The following is a 19,487-nucleotide window of genomic DNA, read 5'->3' on the forward strand; positions in this document are numbered from 1 at the left end:
GGCCGTCAGTGTAGCGAATTCAGCAAGGGCCTGCGCGTAGCGCAAACGGCTGCGGCCACTGGGAAATATCCTCGGCCATCAGCGGCAGGGCAACCAAAGGCCCCTGAATGAACTGGCAACCATTGGCCTGCAGCCAGTGGCATTGCTCAAGGGTTTCCACCCCTTCGGCAATCACCAGCAACCCGAAGTGCCCGCACAGCTCGATAATACTGCGGGCCAGCGCCGCCTCCCGTGGCGAGTCGAGCACGCGGGTGACCAGGCCGGGATCGAGCTTGAGCGTATCGAACTCCAGGTCGCGCAAATGCGCCAGGGAGCAGGTGCCCGAGCCGAAGTCATCCAGGGCTATGCGCACCCCCAGGCGCCGCAGCTGCTTGAGCTGCTTGGTGGATTCTTCAATGTTGTGCATCAGGCTTTCTTCAGCAATTTCCACTTCCAGTTGCCGCCCGTGCACCCCATGTCGTTCCAGTGCCTGCTGCAACTGAGTCACCAGGTTGGGCATATTGAACTGGCTGCTGCTCAGGCTCACGCTCAGCACCCAGTCGTCGTTCATGACCTGCGCCCAGGCCTGGCGTTGCTGCGCCACTTGCAGATAGATCCAACTGCTGAGCTGACTGATCAGGCGTGCCTCTTCCAGCAAGGGCAGGAACAGTCCCGGCGGTACATCGCCGACACTCGGGTGCTGCCAACGCAACAAGGCCTCGACACCGCGCAAGTGCCCGTCCACCAGGGACACTTGGGGCTGGTACACCAACGTGACCTGCTTCTTGGCGATGGCCTCGCGCACACTGCTTTCAAGCATCAGGCGCGAGCGGGCACGGCCGTTCATTTCCTGATCGTAATAGCGATATTGCTGACGCCCCGCCCGCTTGGCTTCGTACATGGCGATATCGGCGGCACGCAGCAGGCCGCTCAGGTCGCGGCCACAATCGGGGAAGGTGGCAATGCCGATACTGACCCCCAGCATCACCTCCAGGCCGTCTACTTGCTGGCAGATCGACACCCGCTCGATCAACTGCTCAGCGAGCTTCGCGGCCTGTTCCGGGTATTCCAATTCCAGCAATGCGACGAACTCATCGCCCCCCAGGCGGCCGAGAATGTCACAGCTGCGCAGGCACAGTTCCAATTGCTCAGAGACCCAGCGCAGCACTCGGTCGCCGGCATCGTGCCCCACCGAATCATTGACCCGCTTGAAGCCGTCCAGGTCCATGTACAGCAACACCGTGGCATGCTCGCTGCGCTCGTTGCGCAACAGGGCCGTCTCTACGGCCTGGTAGAAGCCACGGCGATTGAGCAAGCCGGTGAGCGGGTCGGTGACCGCCTGGAACTCCAGCTGCTGATGCAGGTGCCGCACTTGCGACATGTCCTGCACGGTCACCACCATGGCCTTCTGCTCCTGGGGCAACGGTGCACAGGACATCGCCACCGGCAGTTGCTGCCCGGGGGCGGTACGCAGGATCGCATCATGCAGGCGCCAGGTTTCGCCACGGCGGTAACCGGCGTACAGCTCGCTGCCAAACCAGTCAGGCATATGGGGCTTCTGCAAAAAGCCAAGGAACGCCTGGCCTTGCAACTCGTCCACCGTGGCATTGAGTAGCCGTGAAATGGCCGGGTTGGCGTAGCTGATCACCCCGTCTTCGGCCACCACCAGGATGCCCTCGGCGGCGTTGTCGAGTACCGAGGCATTAAAGGCCCGGGCCAGTTCCAGGTCATGACTCAAACGCTGCAAGGCGCGCCGATTGCGCTGATGCTCCAGCAAGGCCTGGACCTTGGGCTTGAGGATATGCGGGTCGAACGGTTTGAACAGGTAGTCGATGGCGCCGCTGGCATAGCCTTCAAGCACGGCGGCGGGCGATTGTTCATTGGCACTCAAGAAAATAATCGGCGTCATGCGGGTGCGCTGGCTGCCGCGCATCAACCGCGCCACTTCGAAGCCGTCCATGCCCGGCATCCTGACATCTAGCAGTACCAGGTCGACGTCACGTTCGAGCAGTAACCCCAGGGCTTCCTCGCCGGAGGCCGCCGTCACCACCAGCCAGTCCTCGCGCTGCAGGAGCGCGCGCATGCTGATCAGGTTTTCCGGGTAGTCATCGACCACCAGGAGCACTGAACAGCCATCGGACGGGGTTGGAGCGCATTCCATGCTGCATCTCTTCCTTGAGGATTCATTCCGGTCATTTTTGAGACAAAACCGGACAAACAATGTGGAGTCACTCTAGCCCTGGATCCTCTAAAGCAGAAGGCGCGACAGCGCCATCATTGCGCCAAAGACCACACAACCGACTAACGGTCAGCACCTGCAGCCCACGTATTACGGGAAACATGGCTTTTTGACAGTCCATTGACGCCAATAAACCGACCTAAAATTATTAACAAACGATGACCAGCCGCTTATAAATAACGCGCTAATCCGCGGGCCAAGGCCTTTTGACCCCCTCTTTCGTACAGTAAAGGCGCACTCAATGATTGATCTGTCCACCTGGAACCTGAGCATTCCTGTCGGCTCCCCACCAGCCACCATCGACACCCCTAGACTGCTCAGTGGTTTCAACGGCAAATACTTCCAGGCCGAAGGCAGCAGCGTGCAATTCTGGACCCCTGTTACCGGCACCCGTACCGAAAACGCCATCTACCCGCGCAGCGAACTGCGTGAAACCTATGCCGATGGCCGGCTGCGCAACTGGACCTACCCCGAAGCCGACAACTACCTGCGCGCCACCCTGGCAATCAACCAGGTGCCGTCCTCGGGCAAGATCGTGATCGGTCAGATTCACGCCTACGACAGCCAGAAACCGCTGATCAAGGTCGAATACCAGTTCAAGGAAAAAACCCAGACCGGCAACATCGTCGCCAAGGTGCGCATGCGCCCGGATGACAGCAAGGGCCGGGTGATTATCGTGGCCGAGAATGTGCCGCTGGAGAAAAACTTCACCTACGTCATCCACCTGAACAAGGCTGGCCTGCTGAGCGTCGAAGCGGCCAGCGGGCAATGGAACGAACGCATCGGTGCCGCCTGGGGCAAAAAGCCGCTGTACTTCAAGGCGGGGGTGTATGTGCAAGACAACAGTGGCGACAGCCAGGAAGGCGGCAAAGTGACATTTGCCAGGCTGGATATCGATCACAACTGACAGTCTGATCATTCCCACGACGCTTTAGGACAGAACCGCGACCCAGGGTCTCGACTTTCTTGTAGGACAATTCGAGTATGGCGCCGCACAGGCGTAATGCTGCCCTATAAGAAAGTCATGGAGACTCACAATGCCCTTCACTCGCACCCTACTCGCCCTGTCCATGGGCATGGTCATGCTGCAAAACCCGGCCTTCGCCGCCCCGCCGTTGTCGATGACCGACGGCGTGGCCCAGGTCAACATCCAGGACAGCAACGCCTGGGTAGAGATCAGCAAAGCCGCTTTCGAACACAACATCCGCACCCTGCAAGCCAGCCTCGCCGACAAGTCGAAAATCTGCGCCGTACTCAAGGCCGACGCCTACGGCCACGGCATCGGTCTGCTGATGCCATCGGTGATCAAGCTGGGCGTGCCTTGCGTGGGCGTGGCCAGCAACGAAGAAGCACGCGTGGTACGTGAAAGCGGCTTCAAGGGCCAACTGATCCGCGTACGCACCGCCGCACTGAGCGAGCTGGAAGCCGCGCTGCCGTACAACATGGAAGAGCTGGTGGGCAACCTCGACTTCGCCGTGCGCGCCAGCCTGATCGCCGAGCATCATGGCCGCCCGCTAGTGGTGCACCTGGGCCTGAACTCCAGCGGCATGAGCCGTAACGGCGTGGAAATGACCACCGCCCAGGGCCGGCGCGATGCCGTGGCCATCACCAAAGTGCCGAACCTGGAAGTGAAGGCAATCATGACCCACTTCGCCGTCGAAGACGCCGCTGACGTACGCGCCGGCCTCAAGGCGTTCAACGAACAGGCCAACTGGCTGATCAACGTCGCCCAACTGGACCGCAGCAAAATCACCCTGCACGCCGCCAACTCCTTCGCCACCCTGGAAGTGCCCGAGTCGCGCCTGGACATGGTGCGCCCCGGTGGCCTGTTGTTCGGTGACACCGTGCCGTCGTTTACCGAATACAAGCGCGTGATGCAGTTCAAGTCCCACGTGGCCTCGGTCAACAGCTACCCCAAGGGCAACACCGTCGGCTATGACCGCACCTACACCCTGGCACGGGATTCGAAACTGGCCAACATCACCGTGGGTTATTCCGATGGTTATCGTCGAGCGTTCACCAACAAAGGCATCGTGCTGATCAACGGGCACCGAGTGCCGGTGGTGGGCAAGGTGTCGATGAACACCTTGATGGTCGACGTCACCGACGTGCCGACCGTGAAGAGCGGCGATGAAGTGGTGTTGTTTGGCAAGCAGGGGAATGTGCAGACGAGCCAGGCCGAGGTTGAGGATATCAATGGGGCGTTGTTGGCTGACCTTTACACCGTGTGGGGCAACTCGAACCCTAAAGTGCTGGTTGATCAATAAGCACCGCAAATCAAAGGTGGGGGCGGGCTTGCTCGCGATTGCGGTGTGTCAGTCAGCATATGTATTGCCTGAACCACCGCTATCGCGAGCAAGCCCGCTCCCACACTGATTTGTAGGTGGCCTCAAATACCGGCCATAAAAAAAACCCGCATCGCTGCGGGTTTTTTATGAGCGCCTGGGCTTAGTTCACCTTGGCGTTCAACTCACCTTTCAAATACCGCTGGTACATCGCTTCCAACGACACCGGCTTGATCTTCGAGGCATTGCCGGCAGTGCCGAACGCTTCGTAACGTGCGATACACACATCACGCATCGCCGTCACTGTGGCGCCGAAGAATTTGCGCGGGTCGAACTCGCTCGGGTTGGTGGCCATCAGGCGACGCATTGCACCGGTGGAGGCCAGGCGCAGGTCGGTGTCGATGTTGACCTTGCGCACGCCGTGCTTGATGCCTTCGACGATTTCTTCAACCGGGACGCCGTAGGTTTCTTTGATGTCGCCGCCGTACTGGTTGATGATCGCCAGCCACTCTTGCGGTACCGAGGAAGATCCGTGCATCACCAGGTGGGTGTTGGGGATGCGCTTGTGGATTTCCTTGATGCGGTCGATGGCCAGCACGTCGCCAGTAGGTGGCTTGGTGAACTTGTAGGCGCCGTGGCTGGTGCCGATGGCGATGGCCAGGGCATCGACCTGGGTGCGCTTGACGAAGTCAGCGGCTTCTTCCGGGTCGGTCAGCATCTGGCTGTGATCCAGCACGCCTTCGGCGCCGATGCCGTCTTCTTCACCGGCCATGCCGGTTTCCAACGAACCCAGGCAGCCCAGTTCGCCTTCTACCGAAACACCGCAGGCGTGAGCCAGGGCCACGGTTTGTTGAGTGACGCGCACGTTGTAGTCGTAGTCGGTCGGGGTCTTGCCGTCTTCGCCCAGGGAGCCGTCCATCATCACCGAGCTGAAGCCCAGTTGGATGGAGCGCTGGCACACGTCAGGGCTGGTGCCGTGGTCCTGGTGCATGCACACCGGGATGTGCGGGAATTCTTCGATCGCAGCCAGGATCAGGTGACGCAGGAACGGTGCACCAGCGTATTTGCGGGCACCAGCCGAAGCCTGGACGATCACTGGGGAGTCGGTCTTGTCAGCGGCTTCCATGATGGCGCGCATCTGCTCAAGGTTGTTGACGTTAAAGGCTGGAACGCCGTAGCCGAACTCGGCTGCGTGGTCCAGCATTTGACGCATGCTGATAAGTGCCATTGTGTCTCTCTCCCGGTCGAGGGTCGTTAATCGTGCAAGCCTGCCGTAGCGGCGGCTGCTATTCAAGTTATTGCAGATCAAGGGGTTGGGCCTTGGCCTGCTGAATCGTTATTGCTACTGGGCCTGACCCAAATTCCAATCTGGAACCGAATCATGTGGGAGCTGGCTTGCCTGCGATCGCGGTGTACCAGACACCGAATTCGCCAACTGACCCACCGCTTGCGCGGGCAAGCCCGCTCCTACATGAGATCTTCAGTGTTCTGTATTACTGGGCCTTGCAGCCCCGGCCGATCAAATCGTCAGTGGCGACCCAGTAAACCAGGCCTTCCTCACCTTTTGTGTGAAACGCCAACTGGTCATTGCTATACAGCGTGCCGGAAGCCGCCACGTCTTGCTTGAGGCGATACACCTGGTCGGAGCCGCCAAGGCGTACATCCACCTGGCTGCGATCCGCGCCGATAAACCGCCAGTTCACCTGGGCCTGGCTGTCGCACACCCAAGTGGTCCATGTCTCTGGCTGTGGCTCTGCCTTGTTGAACATGTTCAGGTTGGCACAACCGGCCAATAGAGCCAGTGCTGCCAGGGCGATAACGCCTTTCATTGCCAATCCTCGAACGGCGGCCAGGGGCCGCCACTGCTGTCGGTTAGTGAATCAGACCCATCAAGGGCAACCCTGTTCCTTACCTTTGGGCGGGGAGTCGTACTTCTCCAGCCTGTCAGGCCCTATGCGCTTGTTGATCACCGGCATGGTCTCGGCCTGCCAGTCGGACTGGTAGCAACCCTTGTCCGGCGCAGCACCTTGAGTCTCGGGCGCCGCCTTGGGCGCACTGCCGCAGCCGGCCAACAGGCCTGCGGCAATCACCAGCGCGAATGGCTTGATCATGGGAATGCTCCTTTTCCAGACCCTGGGTCTCAGCCCTTGGCTCGACTTTCCAGCACTTCAACGGCTGGCAGGACCTTGCCTTCGACAAACTCAAGGAACGCGCCACCACCGGTAGAAATGTAGGAGATCTGCTCAGCTACGCCATATTTATCGATGGCCGCCAGGGTGTCGCCACCGCCGGCAATCGAGAATGCCGAGCTTTCGGCAATCGCCTTGGCCAGCACTTTGGTGCCATTGCCGAACTGGTCGAACTCAAACACACCAACCGGGCCGTTCCACAGAATGGTCTGGGAGGCTTTCAGCAGTTCAGCGAAGTTCGCGGCAGTTTGCGGGCCGATATCCAGGATCATGTCGTCAGCCGCCACGTCTGCGATCAGCTTGACGGTGGCTTCGGCGCTTTCGGCGAATTCCTTGGCCACTACCACGTCCACTGGCAGTGGCACGCTGACCTTGGCCGCGATGGCACGGGCGGTGTCCAGCAGGTCCGGCTCGTACAGGGACTTGCCTACCGGATGGCCAGCAGCGGCCAGGAAGGTGTTGGCAATGCCGCCGCCAACGATCAGTTGGTTGCAGATCTGGCTCAGGCTGTTGAGCACGTCCAGCTTGGTCGACACCTTGGAGCCGGCCACGATGGCGGCCATTGGTTGGGCCGGTGCGCCCAGGGCCTTGCCCAGTGCGTCCAACTCGGCAGCCAGCAACGGGCCAGCAGCGGCCACTTTGGCGAACTTGGCCACGCCATGGGTCGAACCCTCGGCGCGGTGAGCGGTGCCGAAAGCGTCCATCACAAACACGTCGCACAACGCCGCATATTGCTGGGCCAGTTCGTCGCTGTTCTTTTTCTCGCCCTTGTTGAAGCGCACGTTCTCGAACAACACGATGTCGCCGGCCTTAACCTCGACGCCGCCCAGGTAATCAGCCACCAAAGGCACTTCGCGGCCCAGGGCCTTGCTCAGGTAGTCGGCTACAGGCTTGAGGCTGTTTTCGGCAGAGAACTCACCTTCGGTCGGACGACCCAGGTGGGAGCAGACCATCACGGCCGCGCCTTTTTCCAGGGCCAGCTTGATGGTCGGCAGCGAGGCCAGGATTCGCGCATCGCTGGTGACAACACCGTCCTTGACTGGGACGTTGAGGTCTTCGCGGATCAGTACGCGCTTACCTTGCAGATCGAGGTCGGTCATCTTCAACACGGTCATGGGTCGCAGTTCCTGAATTACTGTTGAGGTTGTTTAGTGGCGATGTGCAGATAGTGCTCTGCTACGTCGAGCATGCGGTTGGCAAAGCCCCATTCGTTGTCGAACCAGGCCAGGATATTCACCAGCCTGGGGCCGGAAACGCGGGTCTGGCTGGCATCGACAATCGCCGAATGCGGGTCATGGTTGAAATCACAACTGGCGTGCGGCAGTTCGGTGTAGGCCAACAGCCCCTTGAGCGGGCCGCTGGTAGCGGCCTCGCGCAGGATCCGGTTGACCTCGCCAGCGTCGGTATCACTGACGGTCTGCATCGTGATATCCAGGCACGACACGTTCACCGTCGGCACGCGCACTGCTTTGGCCTGGATTCGCCCGGCAAGTTCCGGCAGCAGGCGTTCAATACCCCGCGCCAGGCCGGTGGACACCGGGATCACGGACTGGAATGCCGAACGGGTGCGGCGCAGGTCTTCATGGTGGTAGGCGTCGATCACCGGCTGGTCGTTCATCGCCGAGTGAATGGTGGTGATCGACACATATTCCAGGCCAATCGCCTGGTCCAGCAGGCGCAACAACGGCACACCGCAGTTGGTGGTGCAGGAGGCGTTGGACACCAGCAACTCGTCACCACTCAGGCAGTCCTGGTTGACGCCGTAGACGATGGTGGCGTCAACATCCGCCTCACTGGCCATCGGCTGGGAAAACAGCACGCGCGGGGCGCCGGCATCGAGGAAACGCTGGCCATCGGCACGGGTGTGATAGACACCGGAGCATTCCAGCACCAGATCGATGCCCAGTGCTTTCCAGTCGATGCCTTCGGGGGTAGCACTGCGCAAGACCTTCACGCAGCTGCCATTGATATGCAGACAATCGCCGTCGACCCGCACTTCGCCGGGGAACCGGCCGTGGGTGGAGTCAAAGCGTGTCAGGTATTCGATGCTGGCCATATCAGCCAGATCGTTGATCGCAACAATTTCAAACCCGGCCGCCGCCCCTCGCTCGAACAGAGCACGCAAGACGCAACGACCAATGCGGCCGTAGCCGTTGAGTGCAACTTTGTAGGGACGCGGTTGAGGCATGGGGTTCTCGATTACCTGGGGTGATGCGGTGAATGTACCGCCGCCTTCGCGAGCAAGCCCGCTCCCACAGTTGAAATGCATTCCAAATGTGGGAGCGGGCTTGCTCGCGAAGGCGTCAGTACAACCACCCCACTCTACAGCCTTAGTCTTCCAGCAGCTCTTCAGCCTGACCCAGGATGTTTTCCAGGGTAAAACCGAACTCTTCGAACAACGCTGGCGCCGGCGCCGACTCACCGTAGGTGGTCATGCCGATCACACGGCCTTCCAGGCCCACGTACTTGTACCAGTAGTCGGCGTGAGCCGCTTCGATGGCGATACGCGCGCTGACCTGCAACGGCAGGACCGATTGCTTGTAGTCGGCGTCCTGGGCTTCGAACACGCTGGTGCACGGCATGGACACAACGCGCACGTTACGGCCTTGGGCAGTCAGTTTGTCGTAGGCCTGAACGGTCAGGCCCACTTCGGAACCGGTGGAGATCAGGATCAGCTCCGGCTCGCCGATGCAGTCCTTGAGCACGTAGCCGCCACGGCTGATGTCGGCGATCTGCGCGTCGGTACGCACCTGATGCTGCAGGTTCTGACGGGAGAAGATCAGCGCCGAAGGGCCATCCTTGCGCTCGATGGCGTGCTTCCAGGCCACGGCCGATTCGACCGCGTCCGATGGGCGCCAGCAATCCAGGTTCGGCGTGGTACGCAGGCTGGTCAGTTGCTCAACCGGCTGGTGCGTCGGGCCGTCTTCGCCCAGACCGATGGAGTCGTGGGTGTAGACATGGATCACACGCTTCTTCATCAGCGCAGCCATACGCACGGCATTGCGCGCATATTCCATGAACATCAGGAAGGTCGCGCCGTAAGGCACCAGGCCGCCGTGCAGGGCAACGCCGTTCATGATGGCGCTCATGCCGAACTCGCGCACGCCGTAGTACATGTAGTTGCCGCTGGCGTCTTCAGCCGAGACACCCTTGCAACCTTTCCACAGGGTCAGGTTGGAACCGGCCAGGTCAGCCGAACCGCCGAGGATCTCAGGCAGCAGCGGGCCAAAGGCGTTCAGGGCGTTCTGGCTGGCTTTACGGCTGGCGATGGTCTCGCCCTTGGCCGCGACTTCGGCGATGTAGGCCGAGGCTTTTTCCGAGAAGTCGGCAGGCAGGTCACCGGCCAGGCGGCGTACCAGTTCGTTGGCAAGCTGTGGGAACTCGGCGGAGTAGGCAGCAAAACGCTGGTCCCACTCGGCTTCGGCCGCGCGGCCGGCTTCCTTGGCGTCCCACTCGGCGTAGATATCAGCCGGGATTTCGAACGGGCCATGGTTCCACTTCAGCGCTTCGCGGGTCAGGGCGATTTCCGCGTCACCCAGTGGGGCACCGTGGCAGTCTTCCTTGCCTTGCTTGTTCGGCGAACCGAAGCCGATGGTGGTCTTGCAGCAGATCAGGGTCGGCTGCTCGCTCTTACCCGCGGTGTCGATGGCGGTCTTGATCTCTTCCGGATCGTGGCCGTCGACGTTGCGGATTACCTGCCAGTTGTAGGCTTCGAAACGCTTTGGCGTGTCGTCGGTGAACCAGCCTTCGACTTCGCCGTCGATGGAGATGCCGTTGTCATCGTAGAAGGCAATCAGCTTGCCCAGGCCCAGGGTGCCGGCCAGGGAAGCGACTTCGTGGGAAATGCCTTCCATCATGCAGCCATCACCCAGGAACACGTAGGTGTGGTGGTCGACAACGTTGTGGCCAGGACGGTTGAACTGCGCGCCCAGGACTTTTTCTGCCAGCGCGAAGCCAACAGCGTTGGCCAGGCCCTGGCCCAGGGGACCGGTGGTGGTCTCAACGCCTGGGGTGTAGCCGAATTCCGGGTGGCCCGGGGTGCGGCTGTGCAGCTGACGGAAGCTCTTGAGGTCGTCGATGGTGACGTCATAGCCCGTCAGGTGCAGCAACGAATAGATCAACATCGAGCCATGGCCGTTGGACAGCACGAAGCGGTCACGGTCGGCGAACGATGGATTGCTCGGGTTGTGTTTCAGGTAGTCACGCCAAAGTACCTCGGCGATATCCGCCATGCCCATCGGGGCACCGGGATGGCCGCTGTTGGCTTTTTGCACGGCATCCATGCTGAGGGCACGAATGGCGTTGGCACGCTCACGACGGCTGGGCATCGCTGATCTCCTGGGGTTTGTAAAAGAAACGGAAAAAAGGATCGGCATTTTCCCTCAGCCAAGGCCTCAGGGGCAATGACAGATACCGACTTATGTAGGTTTTTCCTGTGGTTTGGACTGCATTGACGGCAAGAACACTTCCCGCCGTTCGTCTAAAGGTTATAGCGCCTGCTTATAACCACCGATTATCGACCAATATCAAAACTTTTTGATATTGGCCTTGCGAGGATTTCACCTCATCACTAGACTGCTGGCCTTATGAACTTACCTGCGCCTTCCATTCGCCCCGACGACTGCGATGAGCTGGCGGCCCTGTGCAAGGCCGGCGGTGATCCGCTGCGCCTGAATGTACTGCGCGCCCTGGCCAACGACTCGTTTGGCGTGCTGGAACTGGCGCGGATCTTTGCCATTGGCCAATCCGGCATGAGCCACCACTTGAAAGTGCTGGCCCAGGCCGATCTGGTGGCTACGCGCCGTGAAGGCAATGCGATTTTTTATCGCCGCGCCCTGCCCCACACCGAGTTGCTGGGTGGCAAGCTGCATGCTGCGCTGCTGGAAGAGGTGGATAACCTGGCCCTGCCGGCTGACGTGCAGTCGCGCATCGCCCAGGTCCACGGGCAACGCGCCGCTGCCAGCCAGGATTTTTTCTCACGGGTGGCGGACAAGTTTCGCGCCCAGCAGGACCTGATTGCCGGGTTGGCGCAATACCGCGAAAGCGTGTTGGCGCTGCTCGACAAACTGGGCTTCGACGCAGGCGCCACGGCGCTGGAAGTCGGCCCGGGCGACGGTGGGTTCCTGCCGGAGCTGGCATGTCGCTTTCACCAAGTCACGGCGCTGGACAACAGCCCGGCCATGCTGGAACTGGCACGCCAGCTCTGCGAGCGCGAACACTTGGGCAACGTCAGCCTGCGACTGGCCGATGCCTTGGATGATGTAGGGCTGCAAGCCGATTGCGTGGTGCTGAACATGGTCCTGCACCATTTCGCTGCCCCGGCCGATGCCCTCAAGCAAATGGCCGGTTTGCTGCAACCGGGCGGCAGTCTGTTGGTCACCGATTTATGCAGCCACAACCAGAGTTGGGCCAGGGAGGCCTGCGGTGATCTATGGTTGGGGTTTGAACAGGACGATCTGGCCCGTTGGGCCACCGCTGCGGGACTCGTTCCCGGGGAAAGCCTCTATGTAGGCTTACGTAATGGTTTCCAGATTCAGGTCCGCCACTTTCAGCGGCCATCTGGCGACACTCACCATCGGTAAATATCAGGAAAACATCGAGATGAGCGAATATTCCCTTTTCACCTCCGAGTCCGTGTCTGAAGGGCATCCGGACAAAATCGCCGACCAGATTTCTGATGCGGTGCTGGACGCCATCATTGCTGAAGACAAGTTCGCCCGCGTGGCGTGCGAGACGCTGGTGAAAACGGGCGTAGCAATCATCGCCGGTGAAGTCACCACCTCGGCCTGGGTCGACCTGGAGCAGATCGTCCGTGACGTGATTACCGATATCGGCTACACCAGCTCCGACGTCGGCTTCGACGGCGCGACCTGCGGCGTGATGAACATCATCGGCAAGCAGTCGCCTGACATCAACCAGGGTGTCGACCGTGCCAAGCCGGAAGATCAGGGCGCTGGCGACCAGGGCCTGATGTTCGGCTACGCCAGCAACGAAACCGACGTGCTGATGCCGGCGCCGATCACCTTCTCCCACCAACTGGTCAAGCGCCAGGCCGAAGCCCGCAAGTCCGGCCTGCTGCCCTGGCTGCGCCCGGACGCCAAGTCCCAAGTGACCTGCCGTTACGAAGGCGGCAAAGTGGTGGGTATCGACGCCGTGGTGCTGTCGACCCAGCACAACCCGGAAGTCTCCTACAAAGACCTGCGCGAAGGCGTGATGGAGCTGATCGTCAAGCACGTGCTGCCTGCCGAACTGCTGACCAAGGACACCCAGTTCCACATCAACCCGACCGGCCAGTTCATCATTGGTGGCCCAGTGGGCGACTGCGGTCTGACCGGGCGCAAGATCATCGTCGACAGCTACGGCGGCATGGCCCGTCACGGCGGCGGCGCATTCTCCGGCAAGGATCCCTCCAAGGTTGACCGCTCGGCGGCCTACGCGGGTCGTTATGTGGCCAAGAACATCGTCGCGGCCGGCCTGGCCGAGCGTTGCGAAATTCAGGTTTCCTACGCCATTGGTGTGGCCCAGCCTACGTCGATCTCGCTGAATACCTTCGGTACCGGCAAGATCAGCGACGACAAGATCGTCAAGCTGGTGCGTGAGATCTTCGACCTGCGTCCGTACGCAATCACCACCATGCTCGACCTGCTGCACCCGATGTACCAGGAAACCGCGGCCTACGGCCACTTCGGCCGCACCCCTGAACAGAAGACTGTCGGCGACGACACCTTCACCACGTTCACCTGGGAGAAAACCGACCGCGCTGACGACCTGCGGACCGCCGCCGGCCTGTAATCGCTGCACGCAACACCCAAAGCCCTGCCCGGTTCGCCCGGCAGGGCTTTTTATTGCCTTAATTGTAGGAGCGAGCTCACATTAATTGGATCCAACCCTTGCAGGCCAAATGATGGCCCACTAGAATCCGCCCCCTCCCGAGCCCTTAACCACATTGGATACTGCACTGCGCCTGCTCGGGATTGCCAAGTGCGCAGGCAATCGAACATTGAGGTTTTTCATGCGTATTGCCACTTTCGCCCCTGCCGCCATTCTGCTCAGCCTGTTCGTCCTGCCAGCACACGCTGCTGACCTGAGCGGCCTGACCGGCGCCCTGACCTCCCAACTGGGCGGCGCGTCCGGCAACTGCGAAAAACAGAGCCAGGAACTGCAAGCCAAGGTCGATGCCGCCAAAGCCAATGGCGAAGACCTGAAAGTGAAGGCCATGCAGGCCGCACTGGATCAGGTAAACAAAGGTTGCAAAAAAGTCGGCGAGTCCCAAGGCAAGCTTGACGAAGCCTCGCAAAAGCAGCAGGCCAAGGCTGATAGCAACGACACCGTGAAAGCCCTGGGCGGTCTGTTCAAGTAAGCAGAAACACCCGGTAAAAAGCCTCGCGCCTGCGGGCTTTTTTATGGGCGTTTGCTTGCTTTAGGCTGGGCGCCCCTTCAGAGCAAGGATGCTCATGATGACGCCACGCCTGCTGACCTACCTGCTGTTGATGCTCTTCCCTATCGTCACTTGGGCGCAGGGCTGCCCGGACTGGCCAGCCGACAAGGCCAAAGACGAAATAAACACCCTGCAACGGCAAATCGGCCTGTGGGACGACAGCTACCACCGGCTCGGCCAATCCCTGATCAGCGACGAACTCTACGACCAGGCCCGCATGCGCCTGGAGCAATGGCGGGGTTGCTTTGCACAGGTGCCGTCACCTGCCGACAACCCCTTGTCCAGTTCGCGGGGCACCATCGCCCATCCCGTCCCGCACACCGGTCTTGAAAAACTGCTCAACGACCGCGCCGTGGAAGACTGGATCCGTACACGCAGCGACCTGTGGATACAACCCAAGATCGATGGCGTGGCCGTTACCCTGGTCTATCGTGCGGGCCGCCTGACTCAGGTCATCAGCCGCGGTGATGGCCTGCTGGGCCAGGACTGGACCGCCTCGGCCCGCAGGATTCCCGGTATCGTGCAACGGCTGCCCGAGGCCATCGACCTGCTCTTGCAGGGTGAACTGTATTGGCGCCTCGACGCACACATACAAGGGGAGACGGGCGGCATGAATGCCCGCAGCAAAATCTCCGGGCTGATGAACCGCCAACAACTCAGTGACGCCGACGCCGCCGGTATCGGCTTGTTTGTCTGGGCCTGGCCGCAAGGGCCGGCAGACCTCAAGCAGCAACTGGATAACCTCGCGCGCTGGGGGTTTATCGACAGCCAGCGCTACAGCCAGCCCATCGAGAACTTCGAACAAGCCCGGCACTGGCGCGCCTTCTGGCATGGTCAGCCATTGCCATTCGCCACCGATGGCGTAGTGCTGCACCAAAGCCAGCGCGCCCCGGCACAGCGCTGGCAGCCGAGCACACCGTACTGGGCCGTCGCCTGGAAATATCCGGCCGTCAAAGCCTTGGCCCATGTGCGCCAGGTCCGCTTCAAGATTGGCCGCACCGGCCGTATCACACCGATCCTGGAACTCGACCCGGTGTTGCTTGATGACCGACAGATCAAGCGCGTCAGTGTCGGCTCCCTGAAGCGCTGGCAGGCACTGGATATCCGCCCTGGAGACCAGGTATCCATCAGCCTTGCTGGCCAGGTGATCCCAAGGCTCGACCAGGTCATCCTGCGCAGCCACCCCCGTGTTGATGTCACGGTACCTGTCGCGAGCGATTTCCATCACCTGAGCTGCTGGCAACTGGCCCCAGGCTGCGAAGAACAGTTACTCGCCCGCTTGACCTGGCTCAGTGGCAAGCAGGGCCTGGACCTGCCACACATTGGCCGCGAGACCTGGAGCAACTTGATCCAGGCCGGCCAAATCAGTGGTTTAGTGGATTGGTTGAACCTTGATGAGACAGAGCTTGCTACCATTGACGGATTCGGCGACCGCAGCAGTGCGCGCCTACAGGCCAGCTTGCGCACTGCGCGCCAGCGACCGTTTGCTCAATGGTTGAAGGCCCTGGGTGTACCACCTAGCGCACGCAATAACCTGGCAGGCGACTGGCAGGCCCTGGCCGCCCGAGACGCGCAAGCGTGGCAGGCCGAAGCGGGAATCGGTCCGGGACGTGCAGCACAATTGAGTGCCTTTTTTCACGACCCTCAGGTGCTGGCCATGAGTGAAACGCTACGGGCTGCCGGGATCGACGGCTTTTAGTCCCGGGCCAACTACATTAACCGGTGCCAGCAGAAATCATCCTGCCCACCTGACAACGATCTTGTTTATTTTGGAGTTTCCATGAAGTTTCTTGCACCGCTTGCCCTGTTGACCATCACCAGCGTCCTGAGCACGCCATTGCTGGCTGCCGAGACAGCCCCGCAACTGACCGGTTGCGCCGCCAAGCGCCAGGCCATCAGCCTGCAAATCGAACAGGCCAAGGCCCACGGCAACAGTGAGCAACAAGCCGGCCTGGAAAAGGCCTTGAGCGAAGTCACCGCCCACTGCACCGACGCCTCCCTGAAAAAGGAACGCGAAAACAAGGTGCTGGATGCCAAGCACGAAGTCAGCCGCCGTCAGGCCGACCTCGACAAGGCCATGAAAAAGGGCGACTCCGAGAAGATCAACAAGCGTAAGGATAAGCTCGCCGAGTCGCGCAAAGAGTTGCAGGAAGCCCTCGACGATCTGGACAAGTAAGACGCATACAGCCTTCTTGGCCGATCCGTCTCAATGGTCGCGAAACTGCTTATGACAGGCGCTGCAGGCATCTTCGACTTTCTGCACGGCCGGCCCCAGGTTACTGGCCTTGTAAGGCTGCACCTGGCTGGCGATCACCAATTCACCGGTGGCCTCCTCAAGGTTGCGCGCCAGTTCCTGGAACTGGGCCTGTTTCTGCCATACATCGTCCTTGGCACTGGTGTGATCTTCTTCGCGCACCGTTGGAAAGTGCTTCCACGGCTCATGGGACAGGGCGTCAAGCTTGACGGCGCCCTCGGCAAATTTCGCCCCGTCGAACGGGATACGGCCACGCAGCATGCCACCCAGGTCTTCGCCGGTCTTGAGCATCTGCTTGAAGATAGCCTTGCGCTGGCCCAACGGCGAATTTGGGTCAACACCACCGCAGGCGGTCAGCGTCAGGCAGGCCAGCAATACAACAGTCAGTTTTTTAAAAGTCATGGTGGCTCTGGGTCACGGGAAACGGCGGCCAGTATCCTCGCCCCGCCCGCAAAGACCAATAGCCCTATTAATAATATGGATGCTTGCGCCGCGACCGGCTCGGGCAATCGCCTTGGAAATTACTTGCATGAATAACCTCGTCACCCCCTGGAGCCGCCGACTGGTGTGGGCTCTGCCAATGATCGCGCTGCTCGCCGGATGCGACGGCGGCAACACTCCGGCCCCCAAGCCTGCGCCCGAAAAACCTCACGCCGTGGCGACCTATGTCAGCGCTACCTGGGAAGCCCTGCCCGTGGTTTCGGACAGCGACCTGCAAGCCGGTTTCGAGTCCTGGCGCAGTGCCTGCCAACGCCTGAAGAACGATCCGGTATGGGGCACCACCTGCGCTGCAGCGGCCAATGTGCCGGGCAATGCCGGCGACATCCGCGGCTTCCTCAAGCAACAGTTGGACGTCTACGGCCTGCGCTCGGCGGACAATACGCCCAATGGCCTGATCACTGGCTACTACGAACCGGTCTATCCAGGCAGCCTCACCGAAACTAAAACCGCCCATGTCCCCGTGTTTGGGGTGCCGGACGACCTGATCATCGTCAACCTGGAAAGCATCTACCCGGAACTCAAGGGCAAACGCCTGCGTGGGCGCCTGGAAGGCCGGGTACTCAAGCCTTATGACGATGCTGGCACCATCAACCAGCAAGGCTCCAGCGCCAAGCCGATTGCCTGGCTGACCCACCCGATGGACCTGCAATTCCTGCAAATCCAGGGTTCTGGCCGCATCCAGCTGGCTGATGGTCGCCAATTGCGCGTGGGCTACGCCGACCAGAACGGTTTCCCCTATCGCCCTATCGGCCGCTGGCTGGTGGAGCAAGGCGAGCTGAAGAAAGAAGAAGTCAGCATGGGCGCAATCAGTGCCTGGGCCAAGGCGCACCCGGAACGCATCCCCGAGTTGCTGGCGAGCAACCCCAGCTACGTCTTTTTCAGCACCCGGCCCGACAGCAATGAAGGCCCGCGTGGCTCGCTGAACGTGCCGCTGACCGCAGGCTACAGCGTGGCGGTGGACCGCAAGGTCATCCCGCTGGGCAGCCTGTTGTGGCTGTCGACAACCCGGCCCGACGGCTCGCCGGTGGTACGACCGGTAGCGGCCCAGGACACGGGGGGTGCAATTGTCGGTGAGGTACGTGCGGACCTGTTCTGGGGCACGGGTGATGCCGCAGGCGAACTGGCCGGGAATATGAAGCAACAGGGCCAGATCTGGATGCTGTGGCCCAAGGGCGCAGCGCTACCCAAAGTGCCGGACGCCCCGACAGGAAGCTGAGGATCGAATGTGGGAGCGAGCAAGCCCGCTCCCACACTGGATCTGCGGTGGACCTTACATCGAGACGAAGAAGAAGCTCGCAATCAACGCCATGCCCACGAACCACACCAGCGAGCGCAAGATCGCCCAGTCCGCCAGGTAGCAGATGATGAAAAGCAGGCGGCTGGTGATAAACAGCACCGCCAGTACGTTGATGGTCACCAGTTCCGCATTGCCTGCCATGTGGGCAATGATCACCGCGGCGGCAAACGCCGGGGTCACTTCAAAGCTGTTGAGCTGCGCGCTATGGGCACGCTTGGCAAAGCCTTCCAGGGTTTCCAGGAAGGCCCGGGGGTCATGGTTCTGCCGGGGCCCGAATTTGCCGCCACTGAATTTGGCCACGCCAGTACACAGGTACGGCAGAAAAATTGCGATCAACACACACCAGAAAGCGACAGTCATCACTCATTCCTTTTTTAGTTTTATCCGCTGGTTAGAGTTTCATCACGAGCATGCCGATCAACACCAACCCACAGGCTAAGAGCCGGGAGCGGCCGAAAGGTTCTTTCAGGTAACGCATGCCGAACAACACCACCAGGATCACGCTGACTTCCCGCAGCGCGGCGGCCTCGGCAATCGAGCCCAACTGCATGGCCCAAAGCACCAGAGCGTAGCTCAACAACACGCACAATCCCACGCTCAGCCCCAATCGCCACTGGGTTCGCCAGAACAGGCTGAACGCGGCACGTTTGCGCACCATGGCCAACAGCGGAAAGGGCCAGGCGCTGAGCAGTGTCAGCCAGACCAGGTAATCCAACGGGTGCGACCAGCGCCGCAGCGCCTGCCCGTCGAGAAAGGTATAGCAGCCGATGCACAGGCCGATCAGCGCCACCACCGGCAACATCGACCAGGGCAACCGATCCCCACCACCGCCCTGCCACAACAGGCACAGCATGCCGAACGGGATCAGCAGGATGCCGACAATCTGCTGGGTACTGAGCACTTCCCCGGCAAACACCAGGGTCAGCGCCAGCACCACCAGCGGTGATAAACCACGCATCAACGGGTACACCAGCCCCAGGTCACCGACGCGATAGGCCTGGATCAACAGGTAACGGTAGAGCAACTCGAACAAGGCCGAAGCGATGATCCACGGCCAGATTTCCAGGGGCGGCAGCGACACAAACCCCACCGCCAGCAGAACAAACAACAGCGCAACACTGTCCATGCAGGCGATCACCAACAGGCGTTCGCCGCTGAATTTGATCAAGGTGTTCCACGTCGCATGCAACAACGCCGCTACCAGGACAAGGGCTGTTGCAAGCAATGGAACCTCCTATAAGTGATTCGTGATGTGTCAGCCCATATTTATACCAAATACCGCGCTGGCGCACCCTCTACACCCTG

The 19,487-nt window shown here is 60.8% G+C and carries 18 protein-coding genes; 8 read left to right on the forward strand and 10 right to left on the reverse strand.

Annotation, left to right across the window (positions count from 1 at the left end; translation table 11 throughout):
- Positions 1–19: 19 nt before the first annotated feature.
- Positions 20–2,140: a putative bifunctional diguanylate cyclase/phosphodiesterase gene (locus tag BFQ03_RS06565; RefSeq protein WP_065942723.1), complete on the reverse strand. Its 2,121-nt coding sequence runs from the start codon at positions 2,138–2,140 to the stop codon at positions 20–22.
- Positions 2,141–2,459: 319 nt separating this feature from the next.
- On the opposite strand from BFQ03_RS06565, the gene BFQ03_RS06570 reads away from it, so the two are divergent.
- Both BFQ03_RS06570 and alr read left to right on the forward strand, forming a co-directional pair.
- Entirely contained in the window at positions 2,460–3,125 is a 666-nt protein-coding gene (locus tag BFQ03_RS06570; RefSeq protein WP_032858712.1) for a polysaccharide lyase family 7 protein, read from the forward strand.
- Positions 3,126–3,255: 130 nt separating this feature from the next.
- Positions 3,256–4,485, forward strand: coding sequence for an alanine racemase (gene alr, locus BFQ03_RS06575; protein WP_065942724.1), 1,230 nt, complete (start codon positions 3,256–3,258; stop codon positions 4,483–4,485).
- 181 nt (positions 4,486–4,666) lie between these two features.
- On the opposite strand, the gene fba is transcribed toward alr, so the two are convergent.
- The 6 genes from fba to tkt form a co-directional block, all read right to left on the reverse strand.
- The gene (gene fba, locus BFQ03_RS06580; protein WP_029297347.1) at positions 4,667–5,731 is read right to left on the reverse strand and encodes a class II fructose-bisphosphate aldolase; all 1,065 of its coding nucleotides are present in this window, start codon (positions 5,729–5,731) and stop codon (positions 4,667–4,669) included.
- 265 nt (positions 5,732–5,996) lie between these two features.
- The gene (locus BFQ03_RS06585) at positions 5,997–6,332 is read right to left on the reverse strand and encodes an MliC family protein (RefSeq protein WP_032858715.1); all 336 of its coding nucleotides are present in this window, start codon (positions 6,330–6,332) and stop codon (positions 5,997–5,999) included.
- 60 nt (positions 6,333–6,392) lie between these two features.
- The gene (locus BFQ03_RS06590; protein ID WP_032858717.1) at positions 6,393–6,614 is read right to left on the reverse strand and encodes a hypothetical protein; all 222 of its coding nucleotides are present in this window, start codon (positions 6,612–6,614) and stop codon (positions 6,393–6,395) included.
- Between the two features lie 29 nt (positions 6,615–6,643).
- Complete coding sequence (locus tag BFQ03_RS06595) at positions 6,644–7,807, reverse strand: phosphoglycerate kinase (protein WP_029297354.1); 1,164 nt, start codon at positions 7,805–7,807, stop codon at positions 6,644–6,646.
- A 17-nt stretch (positions 7,808–7,824) separates the two neighbouring features.
- Complete coding sequence (epd, locus tag BFQ03_RS06600; RefSeq protein WP_032858718.1) at positions 7,825–8,880, reverse strand: erythrose-4-phosphate dehydrogenase; 1,056 nt, start codon at positions 8,878–8,880, stop codon at positions 7,825–7,827.
- A gap of 142 nt (positions 8,881–9,022) precedes the next feature.
- Positions 9,023–11,020 carry a transketolase gene (tkt, locus tag BFQ03_RS06605; RefSeq protein ID WP_065942725.1) on the reverse strand — a complete coding sequence of 666 codons (1,998 nt, stop codon included), beginning with the start codon at positions 11,018–11,020 and terminating at the stop codon, positions 9,023–9,025.
- Positions 11,021–11,278: 258 nt separating this feature from the next.
- Here tkt and BFQ03_RS06610 point away from each other — a divergent pair, with 258 nt between their 5' ends.
- From BFQ03_RS06610 to BFQ03_RS06630, 5 genes are all read left to right on the forward strand, one after another.
- Positions 11,279–12,274, forward strand: a complete 996-nt coding sequence (locus BFQ03_RS06610) for an ArsR/SmtB family transcription factor (RefSeq protein ID WP_032858722.1) — start codon at positions 11,279–11,281, stop codon at positions 12,272–12,274.
- 19 nt (positions 12,275–12,293) lie between these two features.
- A complete protein-coding gene (gene metK, locus BFQ03_RS06615) occupies positions 12,294–13,484 on the forward strand; it encodes a methionine adenosyltransferase (RefSeq protein WP_029297363.1) in 1,191 nt (396 codons plus the stop codon).
- 220 nt (positions 13,485–13,704) lie between these two features.
- A complete protein-coding gene (locus BFQ03_RS06620) occupies positions 13,705–14,052 on the forward strand; it encodes a DUF1090 family protein (RefSeq protein WP_032858724.1) in 348 nt (115 codons plus the stop codon).
- Positions 14,053–14,146: 94 nt separating this feature from the next.
- On the forward strand, positions 14,147–15,829 hold the full coding sequence (gene ligB / locus BFQ03_RS06625) for an NAD-dependent DNA ligase LigB (RefSeq protein WP_065942726.1): 1,683 nt from the start codon (positions 14,147–14,149) through the stop codon (positions 15,827–15,829).
- 81 nt (positions 15,830–15,910) lie between these two features.
- Entirely contained in the window at positions 15,911–16,306 is a 396-nt protein-coding gene (locus BFQ03_RS06630; RefSeq protein WP_032858726.1) for a DUF1090 domain-containing protein, read from the forward strand.
- Positions 16,307–16,336: 30 nt separating this feature from the next.
- On the opposite strand, the gene BFQ03_RS06635 is transcribed toward BFQ03_RS06630, so the two are convergent.
- Positions 16,337–16,786: a c-type cytochrome gene (locus tag BFQ03_RS06635; RefSeq protein WP_065942727.1), complete on the reverse strand. Its 450-nt coding sequence runs from the start codon at positions 16,784–16,786 to the stop codon at positions 16,337–16,339.
- A 127-nt stretch (positions 16,787–16,913) separates the two neighbouring features.
- On the opposite strand from BFQ03_RS06635, the gene BFQ03_RS06640 reads away from it, so the two are divergent.
- Positions 16,914–18,101, forward strand: a complete 1,188-nt coding sequence (locus BFQ03_RS06640) for a murein transglycosylase A (RefSeq protein ID WP_032858730.1) — start codon at positions 16,914–16,916, stop codon at positions 18,099–18,101.
- Between the two features lie 54 nt (positions 18,102–18,155).
- Here the strand turns inward: BFQ03_RS06640 and BFQ03_RS06645 are convergent, their stop codons facing one another.
- The gene (locus BFQ03_RS06645; protein WP_032858731.1) at positions 18,156–18,542 is read right to left on the reverse strand and encodes an MAPEG family protein; all 387 of its coding nucleotides are present in this window, start codon (positions 18,540–18,542) and stop codon (positions 18,156–18,158) included.
- Between the two features lie 31 nt (positions 18,543–18,573).
- Entirely contained in the window at positions 18,574–19,407 is an 834-nt protein-coding gene (locus BFQ03_RS06650) for an EamA family transporter (RefSeq protein WP_029297377.1), read from the reverse strand.
- Positions 19,408–19,487 lie beyond the last annotated feature (80 nt).

Source organism: Pseudomonas sp. 25 R 14 (assembly GCF_900004755.1).
Classification (GTDB): domain Bacteria; phylum Pseudomonadota; class Gammaproteobacteria; order Pseudomonadales; family Pseudomonadaceae; genus Aquipseudomonas; species Aquipseudomonas brenneri.

What these genes read in the sequence shown, in the direction of transcription:
- BFQ03_RS06565 (WP_065942723.1), bottom strand. Translation starts at nt 2,140, where the DNA reads ATGGAATGCGCTCCAACCCCGTCCGATGGCTGTTCAGTGCTCCTGGTG.
- BFQ03_RS06570 (WP_032858712.1), top strand. Translation starts at nt 2,460, where the DNA reads ATGATTGATCTGTCCACCTGGAACCTGAGCATTCCTGTCGGCTCCCCA.
- alr (WP_065942724.1), top strand. Translation starts at nt 3,256, where the DNA reads ATGCCCTTCACTCGCACCCTACTCGCCCTGTCCATGGGCATGGTCATG.
- fba (WP_029297347.1), bottom strand. Translation starts at nt 5,731, where the DNA reads ATGGCACTTATCAGCATGCGTCAAATGCTGGACCACGCAGCCGAGTTC.
- BFQ03_RS06585 (WP_032858715.1), bottom strand. Translation starts at nt 6,332, where the DNA reads ATGAAAGGCGTTATCGCCCTGGCAGCACTGGCTCTATTGGCCGGTTGT.
- BFQ03_RS06590 (WP_032858717.1), bottom strand. Translation starts at nt 6,614, where the DNA reads ATGATCAAGCCATTCGCGCTGGTGATTGCCGCAGGCCTGTTGGCCGGC.
- BFQ03_RS06595 (WP_029297354.1), bottom strand. Translation starts at nt 7,807, where the DNA reads ATGACCGTGTTGAAGATGACCGACCTCGATCTGCAAGGTAAGCGCGTA.
- epd (WP_032858718.1), bottom strand. Translation starts at nt 8,880, where the DNA reads ATGCCTCAACCGCGTCCCTACAAAGTTGCACTCAACGGCTACGGCCGC.
- tkt (WP_065942725.1), bottom strand. Translation starts at nt 11,020, where the DNA reads ATGCCCAGCCGTCGTGAGCGTGCCAACGCCATTCGTGCCCTCAGCATG.
- BFQ03_RS06610 (WP_032858722.1), top strand. Translation starts at nt 11,279, where the DNA reads ATGAACTTACCTGCGCCTTCCATTCGCCCCGACGACTGCGATGAGCTG.
- metK (WP_029297363.1), top strand. Translation starts at nt 12,294, where the DNA reads ATGAGCGAATATTCCCTTTTCACCTCCGAGTCCGTGTCTGAAGGGCAT.
- BFQ03_RS06620 (WP_032858724.1), top strand. Translation starts at nt 13,705, where the DNA reads ATGCGTATTGCCACTTTCGCCCCTGCCGCCATTCTGCTCAGCCTGTTC.
- ligB (WP_065942726.1), top strand. Translation starts at nt 14,147, where the DNA reads ATGATGACGCCACGCCTGCTGACCTACCTGCTGTTGATGCTCTTCCCT.
- BFQ03_RS06630 (WP_032858726.1), top strand. Translation starts at nt 15,911, where the DNA reads ATGAAGTTTCTTGCACCGCTTGCCCTGTTGACCATCACCAGCGTCCTG.
- BFQ03_RS06635 (WP_065942727.1), bottom strand. Translation starts at nt 16,786, where the DNA reads ATGACTTTTAAAAAACTGACTGTTGTATTGCTGGCCTGCCTGACGCTG.
- BFQ03_RS06640 (WP_032858730.1), top strand. Translation starts at nt 16,914, where the DNA reads ATGAATAACCTCGTCACCCCCTGGAGCCGCCGACTGGTGTGGGCTCTG.
- BFQ03_RS06645 (WP_032858731.1), bottom strand. Translation starts at nt 18,542, where the DNA reads ATGACTGTCGCTTTCTGGTGTGTGTTGATCGCAATTTTTCTGCCGTAC.